Source organism: Burkholderia sp. GbtcB21 (genome assembly GCF_019091065.1).
In the GTDB taxonomy this organism is placed as follows: Bacteria; Pseudomonadota; Gammaproteobacteria; order Burkholderiales; family Burkholderiaceae; genus Burkholderia; species Burkholderia pyrrocinia_C.
On record NZ_JAGXKA010000010.1, the window covers coordinates 1 to 18,364 of the forward strand.

The 18,364-nt window shown below is 61.8% G+C and carries 9 protein-coding genes and 1 pseudogene; 8 read left to right on the forward strand and 2 right to left on the reverse strand.

Annotation, left to right across the window (positions count from 1 at the left end):
* The first annotated feature begins 381 nt into the window (after window positions 1-381).
* Window positions 382-861, forward strand: coding sequence for a hypothetical protein (locus tag KVT39_RS21815; RefSeq protein WP_217590174.1), 480 nt, complete (start codon window positions 382-384; stop codon window positions 859-861).
* Window positions 862-920: 59 nt separating this feature from the next.
* On the opposite strand, the pseudogene KVT39_RS21820 reads toward KVT39_RS21815, so the two are convergent.
* Window positions 921-1,720 (reverse strand): annotated as a pseudogene (locus tag KVT39_RS21820) (IS5 family transposase).
* A 397-nt stretch (window positions 1,721-2,117) separates the two neighbouring features.
* Between KVT39_RS21820 and KVT39_RS21825 the strand changes: the two are divergent.
* The 5 genes from KVT39_RS21825 to KVT39_RS21845 all read left to right on the forward strand — a co-directional run bounded on the left by KVT39_RS21825 (window position 2,118) and on the right by KVT39_RS21845 (window position 12,278).
* A complete protein-coding gene (locus tag KVT39_RS21825; protein WP_254640597.1) occupies window positions 2,118-2,624 on the forward strand; it encodes a hypothetical protein in 507 nt (168 codons plus the stop codon).
* 57 nt (window positions 2,625-2,681) lie between these two features.
* A complete protein-coding gene (locus tag KVT39_RS21830) occupies window positions 2,682-7,220 on the forward strand; it encodes a calcium-binding protein (protein WP_254640598.1) in 4,539 nt (1,512 codons plus the stop codon).
* Window positions 7,221-7,322: 102 nt separating this feature from the next.
* Window positions 7,323-9,509: a type I secretion system permease/ATPase gene (locus KVT39_RS21835; RefSeq protein WP_217590175.1), complete on the forward strand. Its 2,187-nt coding sequence runs from the start codon at window positions 7,323-7,325 to the stop codon at window positions 9,507-9,509.
* Window positions 9,506-10,849, forward strand: coding sequence for an HlyD family type I secretion periplasmic adaptor subunit (locus tag KVT39_RS21840; RefSeq protein ID WP_217590176.1), 1,344 nt, complete (start codon window positions 9,506-9,508; stop codon window positions 10,847-10,849). Before KVT39_RS21835 ends, KVT39_RS21840 begins: the two co-directional genes overlap by 4 nt.
* Entirely contained in the window at window positions 10,821-12,278 is a 1,458-nt protein-coding gene (locus KVT39_RS21845) for a TolC family protein (RefSeq protein ID WP_217590177.1), read from the forward strand. Before KVT39_RS21840 ends, KVT39_RS21845 begins: the two co-directional genes overlap by 29 nt.
* A gap of 51 nt (window positions 12,279-12,329) precedes the next feature.
* Here the strand turns inward: KVT39_RS21845 and KVT39_RS21850 are convergent, their stop codons facing one another.
* Entirely contained in the window at window positions 12,330-14,774 is a 2,445-nt protein-coding gene (locus KVT39_RS21850; protein WP_217590178.1) for a DUF3772 domain-containing protein, read from the reverse strand.
* Between the two features lie 431 nt (window positions 14,775-15,205).
* Here KVT39_RS21850 and KVT39_RS21855 point away from each other — a divergent pair, with 431 nt between their 5' ends.
* Entirely contained in the window at window positions 15,206-16,624 is a 1,419-nt protein-coding gene (locus KVT39_RS21855) for an MFS transporter (RefSeq protein WP_217590179.1), read from the forward strand.
* 390 nt (window positions 16,625-17,014) lie between these two features.
* Complete coding sequence (locus KVT39_RS21860; protein WP_034180902.1) at window positions 17,015-18,352, forward strand: hypothetical protein; 1,338 nt, start codon at window positions 17,015-17,017, stop codon at window positions 18,350-18,352.
* Window positions 18,353-18,364 lie beyond the last annotated feature (12 nt).

Sequence of the window (18,364 nt, forward strand, 5' to 3'; positions counted from 1 at the left end):
TCGTAGACCATCACGTACAGGATCGGTGCGAACGTCTCGCGCTCGACCACCGCCGATTGCTTCGGCATCCGCACGATCGCCGGACGCACGTAGTACGCATATAAGTTTATGAAGTGCTTTTGAGGTATTGCCGTTACTGTCCGCGAATTTTTACTTTGCACATTTTCGGTGCGCTGATCGCATGGTCTGCTCCTGCTGATATCCTGACGGGATGCTGCATTGTTGAAAATTTTGCGTTTTGTGTTGGTCGAATATTTACGGTTTTGAATGAGGCGATGGAAGGGTTTGCTTTTGTTATTGATGGGAAGATTTACAATTTTATTTTGCGCATTGATCGCATTTACAATCTCGGCATGTGCCCCCCCCCTTTCCGTGAATGAGATGCCTGTTCGTGAGCGGCGGAAATTTATTCAAGATGTAAAAAATATCGTTGATTCAAATAATCTAGCCGACGTTGATGCGGTCGGCAGGATCTTGCGTGTCTATTTTTCACTGACGGAGGATGCTAATTATGTGGCGTCTGGAGCATCAACGGTTTCCGGGCGCCGGCTGGTTCGGCGAGCCGAACGTCAGGCGAAAGAATTCGAAAAAGATTCGGCGGTTTATCACGAAATGTTTTTTGAGGGTGCTGGTGAGCCGGTGAGGGTTCAAATTCGATTCAAATTGAATTCTGATGTGGTGTGCGTGATGGATGTCGATCTGCTGGATGTTTTTAATGGCAAGGATAGGTATTTGGTCGGTTTCGGCGGAGAGTATATATACCGCGGTGATTCGACGGCGATCGTTCAGGCCTATTTTAGATTTGGCGGCGATAGGTGCCTCATTGAGGTGGGATTGAGTCAGGGATTTATGGGGAGGTAGTGCTATGTTCATGATATCTGGTCGTGAAAAAATGTTTTCCAAGCTGCATCTTAGAGTCGCTAACACAAGTCATCCACGAAGCGCGAACAGATGACGGCGGCGGCTAGGAAGAGAAGCACGACATGAATATCGAGCCGCCGCTCGAAGCGAATACGAAGTTTGCCGAAACCCGCAAACCATGCGTGCGCTCGACGACCCACCGATGTCGCCCGAGCCGCTCACTGCTTTCCACGCCACGGCGGGCGATACGGGCCTTGATGCCACGGTGCTTCAGATAACGCCGGCAGCGAGCGAAGTCATAGCCCTTGTCTGCATGCAACTTGCCCGGACGTTTGCGGGGCTTGCCGCTCAAGCCCGGCACCGCCGGGATGGCATCAAGCGTGGGCTCGAATGCCATCGAATCGTGTCGATTGGCGCCCGTGACCGTGACAGCCAGAGGGATGCCGCGTGCGTCTACGACGATGTGCCGTTTCGAACCAAGCTTTCCCCGATCCGTCGGGTTGGGGCCGGTTTCCTGCCCCCCGGGGCTGGAGACACTGGCGCCATCGAGGCTTGCGCGCTCCCAATCAATCTGGTCGTGTTCACGTAATCGACGAAGCATCGCCAGATGCAATCGCTCCCACACGCCCGCGGCTTGCCAGTCTCGTAGACGTCGCCAGCATGTCATGCCACTGCCGAAACCAAGCTCCTGCGGCAAGTCTTCCCACGGGATACCAGTTTGCAGGACATACAAGATGCCATTCAAGGCTGCGCGGTCATCGACCGTTCGACGGCGACCGCCTTTGGGCGACGGTGTAAAAACCGGGACCAGCGGTTCCAGCGTTGCCCACAACTCTTTGCTAATTTTGCGTCTCGCCATTCCGCGAGGATATGGCGTGTGCAGCCTCATGACCAGGTTGTGTTAGCGACTCTAAGTAATCGTACAAGTACGGAATTTCCGAATTATTTTTAACGTTTCGTATGTGTATGAAAATAAGTGGATTTCTTGTTTTCTTTCAATTCTTTCTATATCTTCATAGCGATTGCATATCGCTGGCGGTTAGTGTGAATTGTGGATTTGGTTTGGTAACGTTTAGACACATTGATTAGGTATCCATATGGTAAGGCGATGGGGAGTAAGAGGGAGTGCTCGTGCTGACTGGCGAGAAAAGGAGAGAGCACATCGCAGGCCACTATTGACCGCGAAAGGAGACGGCAATGGGCCTCGCAATATCTTTGGATTCTTGATCGAGTTCTATCGACGGAGTCCTGCACTCATGGCTTTGCATCTCGCGGGCGCGCTGATCGCGTGGTTTGCACCTGATGACGCGCTGAAGCGTTGGCCTGTGCTGAAGCCAGTGGTGACCGCCATCGGAGAAGTATTTCCATTACTGCCTAAGGCAATCGAGAAATCTCTGTTTCCGGATGTCACCGAGCTCTATTTCGCACTGATGTTGGCCGCGATACCTCTCAGAATCTTTGAGGCTTTCCGTCTTTGCTATGCGGAGAGGGAGGAAATAGTTGCTGGGTACTTCGACTACTCATGGAAAAGAAAGGCTTTTGCATTTCTGGTTGCGATCTTGTTTTTTTCTGGGAGTGTGTTTCTTCTGATTTTTCATGGTCAATATTTTGACTGGAATTTCATGTCTGTTGGAAAGTCGAGATTCTGGCTTGGAATGGTTGGGCCATTGTTTGCTGGTGGATATTTGGTTATTTGCTTCGTTGTAGCGAGTGTTGCGATTATTTCTTTGTTGTACTGCATATTTTCTGATAATTGGAGATGAAATATGGCTTGGTATGAGCTCGATGAGTGGAGTGCATTGGGTGCGTCCGGAGAGGGAATGAGGGTAGCCTTGCAAAATATCGCTACCCAATTAGAGAAAGTCTCAGAAAGTTCCGCAAAGCTATCCACTGATGCCGCTGCGCGCGCAGAATATGCGCGAATGATGTGGAAAAATATCGACGCGCTCAGTGTTGGGGCGATCAAGGCGCTCGATAGCGTAGATCGTAGTCAGCTTGATGCTCAAGTAATTTCGCGAGTCGAAGCTATGCGAGCAGAATTGGGCAAGATGCGCTCATTTGCAGAAATTGCTCAGGAGAATGGCACATATGCGAAACGGATGACTGCTATTGGGGGGCAGTTGGGCGGTATTATTTCTGCCGTTCAATTGCTGTGGGTTGTCAAGAACCCAAACGCGTCCTCTTATGAGGTAGTTGACACCGCAGTTGGAATATTGGGCGGCCTTGTTGGTGGCGCCGTGGTCACTGCATTACTACCTGCCTCCATTTCCGGCTTTGCCGTGGGCGTCGCCACTGTGGGGGGCGGTATGTTTTTGGGAGCCTTGGCTAGAGGCGCTTGGGAGGAATATATCGCACCGAACGTCCTTGGCCTGACCGCTGACAACAGCCCGCTTTTCCGCGATGAAGTGTCGCGCACCATCGACCGTGTGATGGGAGTGTCGTCGTCCGGCATTACCGTGGCTAGCACTCGTACCGACGGAGACTGGAAGATCACGACGTACAGCAACGGTGTCGAGATAAAAATGTCCATGCTGCCGCTCGAAGATTATCGCCCGGGGTTCGAGCCAGGATACATTGCAATCGGGAATCAGTGGGAAGGATATTCGATCCAGGTCACCACGCCGAACGGAAGGGGCGGTCATACTGTCCAGTACATCGGGCAATCCGGCACGGTCACGAAAACCGACACGAACGGCGATGGCGTATTCGACCATGTCAAGAAAGAAACCCGCCTCGGCGACGGCGCCAGCGTAATCCGTGAAGACACCAACGGCGACGGCGTTGCGGACCGCAATTTCGTCGTGAACGGCGGCCAGCGTTACGACTTGTCCAACGTCCGCGATGCCGCCTTTGCCGACAGCCTGCTGTCACGATATCGTGCGACAGGGCTGCTGAGCGGCACGAGTTTCCTCGACCTGAGCCAGATCATTTCCAGAACGCTGACCTATGGCGGTCGAAACGACTACGGTTTCACGATGCCGTCCGGCTGGTACAACCCGATCGGTGCATTCTACGAAGCCAAAAGCGCCGCATTGGACAATGCCGCCCCCATTGCCGACAAGACACCTGTCCTGCTCGACGCGAACCGATGGGGTGTGGGCGTCAGCACGCTCCAGTCGCGCGACGCGAACCGCGACGGTAAGCTGTCCGGCGCGGAACTGGACGGGCTACAAGTCTGGATCGATGCAAACGAAGACGGTATCGGCGACGCCGGTGAATTCAGGTCGCTGGCGCAAGCGGGGATCACCGAGATCCGCGCAGTCGACTATGACGTCATCACGCGGGGTAACAACTACCACGCATCGGCACCGGTCGCGGCGCCGTGGAAGCCCTGGGAAGCATCGCAACCCGGCCGCATGTATCTGGCCCCGGCCGTTCCGCTGTCGAACTACCGAACGCTGCGCGATAACGACAAGGTCTACTGGATCAACTCCAGAGACTTCATTATGTTCGGGCCGACGCAGATCAAGGTCAGTCCTTCCAATCGGAGCTACCTCATCGGTACCGACGGGGACGACGTATTCGATGCGAATTACTACGCTGCATATGGCCATTGGATCGACAGCAGTCTGCTCGTCAACTTCCTCGCGGGCGATGGCAACGACATGATGGGCGGCAGCAGCCGCAACGACAATCTGTGGGGTGGCACCGGCAACGACACGCTGTTCGGCTATGACGGCGACGACAGGCTGTACGGCGAGGAGGGCGATGACGAACTCAATGGCGGTGCCGGCAACGACGTGCTCGACGGTGGTATCGGCAACGACAGGCTGTTCGGCCAGGTCGGTAACGACATCATGAACGGCGGCGACGGCGACGACATCATGATGGGCTTTACCGCATCGAACGAAAGCAAGCAAACCCTGGCCTGGGGCGAAACGGATGACGACGTCATGTACGGCGGCGCAGGCAACGACCGGATGTGGGGTGGCGTCGGCCACGACTACATGGATGGTGGCGACGGGGCGGACTTCGTGAGTGGCGGGGACGGAAACGATACGGTCTTCGGTGGCGCCGGGAACGACGAACTGCACGGTGATGCAGGCAACGACCGGCTTGTTGGCGACGCCGGTAACGATCGCATCTTCGGCGAAGCCGGCGACGATGTGCTCTGGGGCGGTGATGGCGATGACGTGCTGGTCGGCTTCACTGCCAGCAACGATGCCAAGCAAACGTTGTCGTGGGGTGAATCCGACAACGATACGCTGTATGGCGGCAACGGTAACGATGCGCTGTACGGAGGTCTTGGCAACGACTACCTCGATGGCGGCAACGACAACGATTTCCTCGACGGCGGCGATGGCGACGATCGGCTCTTTGGCGGCGCGGGCGACGACGAACTGAACGGCGGCAACGGCCACGACGCGCTTTCGGGGGAAACCGGTAACGACAAGATTTTCGGCGGCGCAGGCAACGACACGATCTGGGGCGGCGACGGCGACGATATTCTTGTCGGCTTTACGGCCAGCAATGACGCAAAGCAGTCGCTGGCCGCGTGGGAAACCGACGACGATACGATCTACGGCGGGGCCGGAAACGACCTGATCCTCGGCGGTCTCGGCAATGATCAGCTTCACGGCGACGCTGGCAATGATGAAATTCAAGGCGGGGACGGCCACGACAAGCTTTATGGCGGCGATGGCAACGACCGACTGTTCGGTCAGGTCGGGAACGACATCCTGTACGGCGGCGCAGGCGACGACTTGCTGGTGGGCTTCACCGGTGACAACGAGGCGAAGAGGACGCTGGCCCCCGGCGAGACCGACGATGACTATCTCTACGGTGGAGAAGGCAACGACACGCTCCTCGGCGGTCTGGGCGACGACTATCTCGACGGCGGTGCCGGTGCGGATCACATGGAAGGTGGCCAGGGTAACGACACCTATATCGTGAACAGCGTCAACGACGTGATTCTCGAATACGCGAACGAGGGTTACGACACGGTAATCAGCAGCGCAAACTACATTCTCAACGCCAACCTTGAAGAGTTGAGACTCGTCGACGGATTCAACATCAATGGCACGGGCAATGCGCTCGATAACCGGATCGTCGGCAACAGCGCAGACAACATCCTCGATGGCGTCACCGGCGCCGACACGATGATCGGCGGAAAGGGCAACGATACCTACTACGTCGACAATGTCGACGACCGCGTCGTCGAATTCGCTGGCGAAGGCATCGATACGGTGCAGAGCAAGATCAGCTATACGTTGGGCGAACACGTCGAGAACCTTAACCTGCTGGATTTCGGCAAGCCGGAGAAAGGGCTCGTCGATGGCGCGGCCGTTCACGTGTACGGGTACCCGAAAGCCAACGAGCTGGATTACATGCAAGGCGATGCGGTTCCGACGTTCCAGGGAACATGTGCGCTGACGTCGATCGCGAATTTGCTGACGCAGACCGGTACGCCGACGACCGAGGGTGACGTCGTCCGCCGCGCAATCGACAACCAATGGGCGGTCACCAGCCCTGCCGCAACGGACTACCAGCGAGGCGGATCGAATTACGTTCAGCAACAGGCACTGCTCAAGAGTTACGGTATTGCAAACAACCTGCTTGCCGGATACGACGAGCATGCGGTTGCGAATCTCATCCGCAGTGGTCGTGGCGTGATACTGGCGCTGAACTCGGGTCGGCTTTGGGAAGACAATGCTTATCTCGATGGCGGCGGCGTGAATCACGTCGTAACCGTGACGGGCGCGGTTTATGGAGACGCTGATGGCGAGCTCAAAGGCTTCTATATTGCCGACTCGGGCCGCCGGCGCGTCAGCGACATGACGCGCTACATCAGCCTTCAGGAGTTCCGGGCGGCCGCCAACGTACCGAATGCCTACGCGATCTACACGGCCGAGGCGCTGAAACTGTGGAACGAGGACATCGACGGCACGGGTAACGCACTCGACAACACGATCATCGGCAACCGGGGCAACAACGTGCTGGATGGCGGTGCCGGCAATGACATTCTGGTCGGTGGCCTGGGCAACGATACCTATCGATTCGGTCGCGGGTCCGGCCGCGACACGATCCGGGACGACGACGAAACGCTCGGCAACAGCGATGTGATCAGCATCGGCGCAGGCGTATCTGCGGATCAATTGTGGTTCCGTCACGTCGGCAACGACCTGGAGATCAGTATCCTCGGCACCAGCGATACCGCGACGGTTCGGGACTGGTACCTGGGTTCACGGTATCAGATCGAGCAGTTCCGGGTAGACGACGGTCGGACGCTCGTCAACGCCGATGTCGAGAAGCTGGTACAGGCCATGGCGGTATGGTCGCCGCCGGCCGCGGGGTCGGTCACGCTGTCCCCTGAGCATCAGGCCGCGCTTGCGCCGACGCTGGCGACGAGCTGGCGTTAATTCCGGTTCCCGAAGGTCGATCCGTCCGGTTGCACATTACGTGCGACCGGACGGCCTGCTGCCGGCCGTATCGCATTTTCTTCCTCGCCTCGCGTTCCCTTCATGGACAGTTCCATTCTCCGGCCTCCGGCGTCGTCTCCGACGCAGGATGTCGACTCCGGTCTCGCCGTCGTTCTGACGATGGCCAGCCTGCACGGCATCGCAGCCGACGAAGCCGCGTTGCGACATGAATTCGGCTTCGGCCGTTTCGATACTCAAACAATCCTGCGAGCCACGCGTTCCCTCGGCATGACGGCCAGGGCCGTTCAACAGAACATCGAACGACTGGATCGGGCGCCTTTGCCCGCGGTCGCGCGGGCGAAAGGCGAAGGTGGCTATTTCGTGGTCGCGCAGTACCAGGCCGCGGATGGAACACGTGCGCCTCGAATGCTTGTCCAGTTTCCGGGTGAGGCGCCTACCGTCCTGACCCGCGAGCGTCTTCTGGAGATCTGGACCGGCGAGCTCATCTATTTCACGAGCAAGAGCAGCATTGCGGGTACCCTGGCGCGCTTCGATTTCAGCTGGTTCATTCCGGCAATCGTCACGTACCGGAAGCTGCTGGGAGAAGTTCTCGCGATCTCTCTGGTGTTGCAGTTGATTGCGCTCGCCACGCCGCTCTTCTTCCAGGTGGTGATGGACAAGGTGCTGGTCAATCACGCGATGAAGACGTTGAACGTGATCGCCGTGGGGCTGATTTGCGCGACGCTGTTCGAAGCGGCGCTTTCGGGGATACGAACTTGGGTTTTTGCGCATACGAGCAGCAAGATCGACGTCGAGCTCGGCGCACGGCTCTTCCGTCATCTGTTGGCATTGCCGCTGGCGTGGTTTCAGGCGCGCCGTGTCGGCGATTCTGTCGCCCGTATTCGCGAGCTGGAGAACATTCGCGCGTTCCTCACCGGCAATGCCGTGACGCTGGTGATGGACCTCGCGTTTTCGTTCGTTTTCCTCGGGGTGATGCTCTGGTACAGCGCGTGGCTTACGTTGATCGTCGTTGTTTCGATTCCACTCTACGTGCTGTTGTCGGTCGTGTTTACGCCGATCATTCGGCGGCGTCTGAACGAAAAATTCAATAAGGGCGCCGAGAATCAGTCGTTCCTCGTTGAAACCATCAGCGGGATCGATACGGTCAAGGCGATGGCGCTCGAACCGCGCTGGACGGATCGATGGGACCGTCAACTGGCCGCTTATGTGAGTTCGGGCTTGTCGGCGACCAACGTTGCCACGATTGCAAGCGGCGGCGTGACGTTGATCAGTAAGCTGGTGACCGCGGCGATCATGTGGCTGGGCGCCACGCTGGTGATCGACGGCAAGTTGACCGTCGGCGAGCTCGTCGCGTTCAACATGCTGGCCGGGCAGGTGTCCAGCCCGATACTGCGTCTCGCTCAGCTGTGGAACGACTTTCAACAGGTAGGGATTTCGATGGGGCGCCTCGGGGATATCCTCAACACGGCGCCCGAAACCGCAGCCAAAAAGACGCGAGTACCCCGTCTCGAGGGCGCGATCGAATTCGACCAGGTATCGTTTCGCTACCGGCCGGATGCGAGCGATGTCATCCGGCAGATCTCCGTCAGGATCGCGGCGGGCGAGGTCATCGGAATCGTTGGCCGCTCCGGGTCGGGCAAAAGCACGCTGACCAAGCTCGCGCAGCGGCTCTACGTGCCGGATCGCGGGCGAGTGCTGGTCGACGGGCACGATATTGCAGTGATCGATACGGCGAGTCTGCGCCAGCAGATTGGCGTTGTTCTGCAGGAAAACACGCTGTTCAATCGTTCTGTGCGGGACAACATCGCGCTGGCTCGACCCACTGCGTCGATCGACGCAGTGATCGATGCAGCGAGGCTGGCCGGCGCACACGAGTTCATCTGCGAGCTTCCGGAGGGTTACGACACGCTCGTCGGCGGGCATGGCACGGGGCTCTCGGGCGGCCAGCGGCAGCGCATCGCCATTGCTCGCGCATTGATGACCGATCCACGCATCCTGATATTCGACGAGGCGACCAGCGCGCTCGACTACGAATCAGAAGCCGTCATACAGGCCAACATGCGGGATATCTGCGCGCGGCGTACGGTGCTGATCATTGCGCATCGGCTTTCGGCGGTGCGCGATGCCGACCGGATTCTCGTGATGGATCGCGGGCAAATCGTGGAAAGCGGCACGCACGACACACTGCTGCGCACGCAGAATGGAATCTACGCACACCTGTATTCGCTGCAACAGGGCGGTCGCGACGTAGCAAAGGCACGGATATGAGCATGCGACAGCAGGCAGGGGCCTGGCGTGAACTGGTCGGGCGTTACCGCGATGTCTGGCGTCACTGCTGGAAGCGGCGCCATCGGATGACGCTGCCGACATTCAATGCGAACGAGGCCGAGTTTCTGCCGGCGGCGCTGTCTGTCCAGGCGACACCTGTCTCGCCGGCAGGCCGGTGGGTCGCACGCATTCTCATCCTGCTCGTAATGACGGCGATCGTCTGGTCGTATTTCGGGAAAATCGACATTGTTGTCGACGGCGGCGGCAAGATCATTCCATCCTCCCGGACCAAGACGCTGGCGGCGGTCGAGGTTGCCAGCGTGCGAGCGCTGCACGTGCGCGACGGACAGGTCGTGAAGGCTGGCGACGCACTGATCGATCTCGATACGCGCGTAATCGACGCCGAACGTCAACGGGCGGACGGCGACCGGCTGAATGCGGTACTGCAAGCCGAGCGTGCGCGGGCGTTGATCGACGCGATCGACACGGGGCGACAGCCTCGACTGGCGGGTGTGGAGGGCGTGTCGCCCGAGCGCCGGCGCGAGGTCGAGCGGCACCTGCTGGATCAATGGCGCGATTTCGTCGCGCGACGGGACCGTCTCGACAGCGAAATACACAGGTACGGTCAGGCCGCTCCGCTTGCGGCGCGTCGTGCGGACGATTACGCCAAGTTGATGGAGACCCGTGACGTTGCGGAGCATGCGTGGATCGAGGCCGAGCAGCAGCGCATCGATACGGCGGGACAGCTTGCGGATGCTCGTCACCAACGCGCGGCTCTCGTGGCAGAGACGCGAAGGAATACCCAGGATGCGTTGAACGATGCGCAGCGTATCGTGGACGCGTCGTCGGGCGACATGCGGCGTGCGGAGGCACACGGGGAACTGCTGCGCCTGACCGCGCCGATCGACGGAACCGTCCAGCAGCTTGCCGTCCATACCATTGGGACAGCGGTGCCGGCCGCACAGCCGCTGATGCAGGTTGTGCCGCGAGAGGGGGCGGTAGAAATGGAAGCATTCGTCGACAACCGGGATATCGGCTTCGTCGAGGAAGGGCAGGCCGCCAGCGTGAAGATCGATGCATTCGAGTACACGAAATACGGCACGTTGTCGGCGAAAGTGAGTCATGTCTCGCGCGATGCGATAGACGACGACAAGAAGGGACTCGTCTACTCGGTCAGGATCCTGCTTGATCGTTCGGCGCTGGTGGTAGACGGTCGCGAGATCGCACTGTCGCCTGGTATGTCGGGTAGTGCCGAGATCAGAACCGGTACGCGGCGGGTGATCGAGTATGTGCTGTCGCCGTTGCTGCAGCATGCGCGGGAGAGTTTGCGTGAGCGCTAGGAGCTTGAAAGATGGCGTGTGTCCGTGGGTCTTCGGCCTGATGTTGGTTTCAATTGCATGCAATGCCGAAACACGCGGGATTCCGGATGGCCTGGCCGATCCGTTGCTGACCCGTCCACCGGTGCTGGATGCGGGGCAGCGATTACCGGGCGATGACATGCCAGTTGTATGCGCTTCGACGACTGGCCCGGCGAAGCCGCTGACGCTCGGTGATGCGGTTGATCTTGCGCTATGCCACAACCCCCGTATTCGAGCGGCGTGGGCATCGATCAAGATCCAGGCCGCTGCGGTGGGTGAGGCCAGATCGGCATGGCTCCCCACCGTCAACGGGGCGATCAGCCAATTGACGACTTATAACCGGTATTCCGATGCACCATCGATGAATACGCGCGGCGTCGGTCGAACGTCGAACGCGACGTTGAACTGGCGGCTACTCGACTTTGGTGGGCGAGCAGCAAACAGCGCGGCGGCACAGCAACTGCTGACGGCAGCGCTGGCGGGCCACGACGCAGCGATGCAAAAGGCGGTCGTGGATGTCATCGGGAGCTATTTCGATGTTCAGAATGCTCAAGCGGCGTTTGCAGCGCGTACCGAGTCCGCGACTTTGGCGGAATCGACGCTGCGTGCGTCGCGTAAGCGGCTGGCCATGGGCGTTGCATCCCGAGCAGACGTATTGCAGGCGGAAACAGCGTTGGCCAAGGCATTGCTCGCTGCACGACGAGCGGGCGGGGAGGTGGCTCGGGCCCGCGCCGAACTGGTCTTTGCGACCGGTCTGGCCGCCGGCACGCGGGTCGAGGTCGAGGAGGCAGTCGTACCGGTTGCGCTGGACGCGGAGCGCCAGCTAAGCGACTGGCTTCGCGCGGCCGAAGGTTCTCACCCCGAGATCCGGGCGGCGCGGGCCAAATGGAAGGCTGCGCAAGCGAAGGTCACGGCCGTGCGGTCCGACGGAATGCCGACCCTAGATCTAAGCGGCACGCTGTCGCGGAACGGATATCCGAATCAGGGATTGCAGTCAGTGCGGGCGACGCAAACCAGCATCGGCCTGACTTTGACGATTCCGTTCTTTGACGGCTTTTCTCGTACGTATCGGATTCGCGGCGCGCAGGCTCAGGCCGAACTGGCACAGGCACAGCTTCTCGATACGCAGCAGCAGATTCTGCGTGACGTGCTGAAGGCCCATGCCGACGCGGAGACGACGGCGGACAACCTGGATGCGTCTGCACGCTTGCTGGCTGCCGCGGAAGCGGCGCTGACATCGGCGCGCAATCGTTACGCGTTCGGCGCAGGAGATATTCTGGAACTGCTGTCGGCACAAGCCGCGCTTGCCGATGCCCGCCAGGAACGGGTGCGAACGCTGGCCGAGTGGGAGGCGGCACGGCTGCGGCTGTTTGCCAGCACTGGCGTCATCGGACGATGGGCATTTCGGTAGTACTGGAGACGGTCGTCGCGATAGCCGCAGTACGCGACCGGCCGTCTTTGTTCACTTCTCCACCGTCGGCATATTCTGCACGACCAGCATCTGCGGGCTCGACAGCGTGATCCCCGCCGCGCGCAACTGCTTCAGGATCTCGAACAGCAGATCGCTCTTCGTCGAACTCGCGATCCGCGGGCTCGACACGTAGCCCGTCACGCTCAGCGTGATCCCGTCCGGCGCGAGCTGGCTGAACGTCACCGACGGCGCCGGTTTCTCGAGAATCGCGTCATGCGTGCGGTACGCATCGAGCAGCAGGTCGCGCACCTGCTCGGGATCGGTGTTCAGCGGGAACGTCAGCACCAGCGTCGCGACGCCCTGCGTGCTGTTGCCCATCGTCACGTTGCGCAGGTTCTGCGAGATCAGTTGCGAATTCGGCACGATCACCGTCGAGCGGTCGCTGAGCTGGATCTCGGTCGCGCGCACGTTGATGCGGCGGATGTCGCCTTCGACGCCCGCGATGCTGATCATGTCGCCCACCTTCACCGGACGCTCGGTCAGCAGGATCAGCCCCGACACGAAATTCTTCACGATCTCCTGCAGGCCGAAGCCGATACCCACCGACAGCGCACTGACGATCCACGCGAGGTTGTTCCACCTGACGCCGAGCAGGCCGAGCGTCATCAGCACGAGCAGCACGTAGCCGACGTTGGTGAACAGCGTGATCAGCGACACGCGCATCCCCGTGTCCATGCCGAGCGCGGGCATGAACTCGCCGTCGAGCCAGCGGCGCAGCGAACGCAGCAGGTAGAAGCCGATCGCGAAGCCGATTACCGCGTTCAGGATCCGGTCCGGCATGATGTTCAGGCTCTGCAGCCGCTGGCTGCCGATCATCGCGACCGCGCTGTCGAGCAGGTCGCTCGGCGTCGTGCCGAAGCCGCCCGTCAGCAGCGCGATGGCCGCGATCAGCATCAGCAGGCTCGTGCCGAATCCGGACAGGACCGTGCGGGCCTGGTCGAGGTGCCGGTCTTCGAGCGCGAACAGGTTCTTGATCTGCTGGCCCGTCGACAGGCTCGCGGAGAACAGGCTTTCGCTCGCATCGCGCGTCAACTGGATCAGGATGTAGGTGGCGCACAGCACGATCTCGAACCACACGAGCTCGTAGGTGATGAAGCGCGCGACCGTGATGTAGCCGATCAGGAGTGCGACCAGCGACACGACGATTGCCAGCGTGACGCCGGCGTGGATCAGCCCGGCGAGCGTGGAGCGCTGCTCGGGCGCCTCGCCAGCCGCCGCGAGCGCGCTGCGCGCGCGGTTCGAGCGCAGCAGCGACGCGCCGACCGTCAGCGCGACGACGAGCGATACGATGCCGCGGCCGAACAGCGTGACCGACAGGCTGGTGTCGACGATGCGGTTGATCGATTCGAGCGTGCCGGACATCAGCAGCAGCGCGGCCAGGATGCCGGGGAACGGCTTCATCGCGAGCGCGACGGGATCGGCGAGCGCCGGCAGGCGCCACGACGGATGCTTCGTGCAGAGCAGCGCGCGGCCGAGCCCGGCGATCAGTGCGCAGGTCGCGGCAAGCTTCGCGAACTGGTCCCACAGATCGGTCAGCGACGGCGTGAGCTCGTAGTGGCGCGCGACGGCGAGGTAGAGGATCTGAACGGCAAAGGCGGTTGCCAGGAATGTCGACAACGCGGTCGATAGCGCCAGTGCGCTGCGGCGCAAGCGGGTGGGCGGCAGGCGGTTCAGGCAGATCCACGCGAGCCCGCGCTCGATGAGCCGGCGGCCGCCGAGCCACATCGCGAACGAGGCGATCAGCAGCAGCGTGGTGATCGCCCGTTGTCCGGGCACCCACGACGAGCGCAGCATGTCGCGCAGTTCGTCGTTGAAATCCTCGAGCCGCTGGATGTCGTCCGGCGACCGCTGAAATAGCGGCAGCCAGAATTGCGCGCTGAAGATGCCGCCCGAACGGAACGCGAGCTGGTTCTTCAACTGGCTGCGATGCAGCTTCGCGAACTGCTCGGTCAGGTTCGCGAGATTGGTCTTCTGGTCGGCGGCCTGTTTCAGTGCCGCGTCGAGTTGCGTCTTGCGCGCGGTCAGTGTCGCGCGCTGCTTCGCGACGGCCGGTGTTTCCGGCGCGGCGCCCTCGGCAGGCGCCGGGCCGAGCACGTCGAGTTGGGCCTGGACCTGCGTACGCTGCGGAGCGAGCTCGCTCTGCAGCTTCGCGACGTCGGTGCTCAGCTCCTGCGTCGCTTCGTCGAGCGCGTCCAGTTCCTTGCTGTTGGACGCGGTCGAAGTCTGCTGCTTGATGCGGTCCTGTTCGGCCTGCATCTGCTTGAGCTGCGCGACGGCGTCGTTCAGCGAGATGGCCGGCACGGACGCGTCGGTGCCGCTCGCCCCCGGGGCGGAAGCGGCCGCCGGAAACGCCGACGCGGTCGCGATCGCCGCGAACTGCAGCAATGCGATCAGCGCGATCCGGCGGGCGTACGTGGATAGTCGTTGTATGAACATGGAATGCTTACGATTTGCCGACAATGCCGGTCGCCGAAAGGCGCCCGGAAGCCGGTAGTTGGCCCGGTAGCATGTTACCGGGGCGCGGAACGCGTGGTTGTACCGATTGCGTACCCCGTTTGCAGCGATTCCGGCGGCGCGTGCCCGCGCGAAACGGCGCGGCAGGCCCGTACCGTCGGGCCGGCGCCGCCGAGGCTCGGCACGGGCGGCGCCGGATCGTCGTTCCGACGCTTTTTCCATACCCGACAGACGGTTACGCAATTTACATATTGTCCGGCGCGAAATCGGGGTGTCCGAATCTGGTCGGTGCGGGCAGCGCGGCCGGCCCGCAGGACGGGCGTGCCGGTACAATGCAGCGATTCGCCCGACGGCGGCTCGACGGTCGCCGGACAACAACACACAACACGACACGATCAGGAGACGCGCCCAAGATGGCCTCAACGGACAGCCTTTCGCAGGCACCTGCCCAATCCCCATCCGTCGATCCCGGCTCGATCTCGGCCCGCCTCGACCGCCTGCCACCCACCCGCAGCGTCTGGAAGCTCGTCGTACTGCTGAGCCTCGGTTTCTTCTTCGAACTCTACGATCTGCTCTACAGCGGTTACGTCGCGCCCGGCCTCGTGAAAAGCGGCATTCTTTCGGCGACGACGCACGGCCTGTTCGGCACCACCGGCGTCGCGAGCTTCATCGCCGCGCTGTTCTCCGGGCTCTTCATCGGCACGATCGCATGCGGCTTTCTCGCCGACCGCTTCGGCCGCCGCGCGATCTTCACGTGGTCGCTGCTGTGGTACACGGCCGCCAACGTCGTGATGGCGTTCCAGGACACCGCGACCGGGCTGAACTTCTGGCGCTTCGTCGTCGGTCTCGGGCTCGGCGTCGAGATGGTGACGATCGGCACGTACATCTCCGAACTCGTGCCGAAGCAGATCCGCGGCCGCGCATTCGCGTGCGAGCAGGCGGTCGGGTTCGTCGCGGTGCCGGTGGTCGCGTTCCTCGCGTATCTGCTCGTGCCGCATGCGCCGTTCGGCCTCGACGGCTGGCGCTGGGTCGTGCTGATCGGCGCGCATGGCGCGCTGTTCGTATGGTGGATTCGCCGCGAGCTGCCGGAAAGCCCGCGCTGGCTCGCGCAGCAGGGCCGGGTCGACGAAGCCGACCGAATCATGCGCGCGCTCGAAGCGAAGGTCGAAGCCGAATACGGGCGGCCGCTGCCGCCGCCCGCGCCGGCCGAACCCGTGCCGCCGCGCGGCAGCTTCCGCGACATGTGGGTGCCGCCGTATCGCAGCCGCACGATCATGATGACGATCTTCAACGTGTTCCAGACGGTCGGCTTCTACGGCTTTGCAAACTGGGTGCCGACGCTGCTGATCAAGCAGGGCATCACGATCACGTCGAGCCTGATGTATTCGAGCGTGATCGCGCTCGCGGCGCCGATCGGCCCGCTGATCGGCCTCGTGATCGCCGATCGCTTCGAGCGCAAGTCGGTGATCGTCGCGATGGCGGCGGCGATCGTCGTCTGCGGGCTGCTGTTCAGCCAGACGACGGTGGGCGCATTCCTGATCGTGCTCGGCATCGGCCTCACGCTCGCGAGCAACATCATGTCGTACAGCTTCCACGCGTATCAGGCCGAGCTGTTCCCGACGTCGATCCGCGCACGGGCCGTCGGTTTCGTCTATTCGTGGAGCCGCTTCTCGGCGATCTTCTCGTCGTTCGTGATCGCGGCCGTGCTGAAGGGCTTCGGCACCTTCGGCGTGTTCGCGTTCATCGCGGGCGCGATGGCGATCGTGATGGCCGCGATCGGGCTCATGGGGCCGCGCACGAAGGGCATCGCGCTCGAAACCATCTCGAAGTAGTCGGTGGTTGCGCACGCGTGTCGCATGGTTCGTGCGGCATGCGTGCGATGCGGTTTTCTCGGAGGGAAACGGCATCGCCAAAATGATTTGGCATGCGAATTTGTTTGGTGGAAAAAATCGTTGCGGGCGGAACGCACAAGCCTGTCGGGCGCATGCTTTGAAACGTGCAACTTATAAGATTGACACGCAACGAAGCCGCAAGCGGCAACGAGTTGAAACAAAGCGTGACGAAGCGCAAATCCGCCGCGAAACCGCGACTTTCGCCGCTGCCGATTCCTGCGCTGGCGCGTAGAATGAAGGGCCTGACGACTCATTAGCCGCCATCGGACCGCACGCGTTGCATCAGCGAACGGCTCCACCGCGAAGAGGCGTCGGCGCCGGGCGCACGCGATGTGCCGGACGTGTCGATGGCTCGCGCGGAAGATGCGCCGCTCGCAACAGCAGCATGCGGCGGCCGGATCGGCCGATGGCTTCGAACATATGATGCTTTCCAGCCTGACGCGGCAATTTGCGAAGCCGCGTTGCCGTACCCGCGCTGTCGCCGCGTATGTGTGGCTCGCTGCCATGCTGCCGATTGCCGCTCTTGCCTGGCGGCCTGCCTTTGCGGCATCCGGCGCTCCGTCGTCTGCTGCTACGTCATCCTCATCAGTTGCATCGCCGGCGTCGGCGGCTTCCCGTGTGCATCCGGCGTCGCACGCGCATGCATCGTCGGGTGCGTCGGCCGCGCAGCCCGCGCCTGCGGCATCGCATGTGCATCATGCGGAGCCTGCCAGCGCGGCATCGGGCGCATCCGCGGGTTCCGCCGCGTCCGTCGCAGCGCCTGCATCGGCGGCTTCCGCCGCGTCCACTGCCGAACCTGCGTCGGCCGCGTCCGCCGTACCGGCCAGCGAGGCCGAGCCGCCCGTGCCGACCCCGCCGCGCCGGCATCCGCCGCTGTCGGCCGACGAGGCGAAAAACGCGACGGCACGCGCGATCGACATGCGCAAGCGCTTCACGCAGGAAGTGACGCGGCGCCTGAACGTACCCGTAAGCGAGCAGCGCGCATACGGCGAGCGGCTCCAGAAGGCGCTCGCCGATGCGGACCTCGGCGACCTGGCCGGCGAATACGTCGCGATGGTCGACCGCGCGCCGAATGTGCAGGCGCTCTTCATCTACTTCCGCGCGACGCCGGCCAATGCGTGGCTGATGATTGGCGCATCGCCGGTCGGCACCGGGCTGCCGGGCAAGTACGATCATTTCGTGACGCCGCTCGGCGTGTTCCATCACTCGCCCGACAACATGGATTTCCGCGCGGAAGGCACGACGAACGACAACGGCATTCGCGGCTACGGCCGCCGCGACATGCGCATCTACGACTTCGGATGGGAGGACGGCGAGCGCGGCTGGGGCAAGGGCGGCGTGTCGCCGATGCGCTTCCAGATGCATGCGACCGACCCCGACCGCCTCGAACCGCTGCTCGGCATCCGGCACTCGAAGGGATGCGTGCGGATTCCCGCGTCGCTGAACCTGTTCTTCGACCGGCACGGCCTGCTCGACGACGACTACCAGGCGCGCGTCGAGGCTGGCAGGTCGCTGTGGGTGCTACGCCGCGACCGCGACATCACGCCGATCGCAGGCCGCTACCTGGTCGTGATCGACAGCGCACGCAAGACGCGCCCGGCGTGGTCGCCGATGCCGGGGCGCAACGCGTGGTCGAAGCTGCCGAAGGGCGGTGACACCGCGGACTGACGGCCGCCCCGG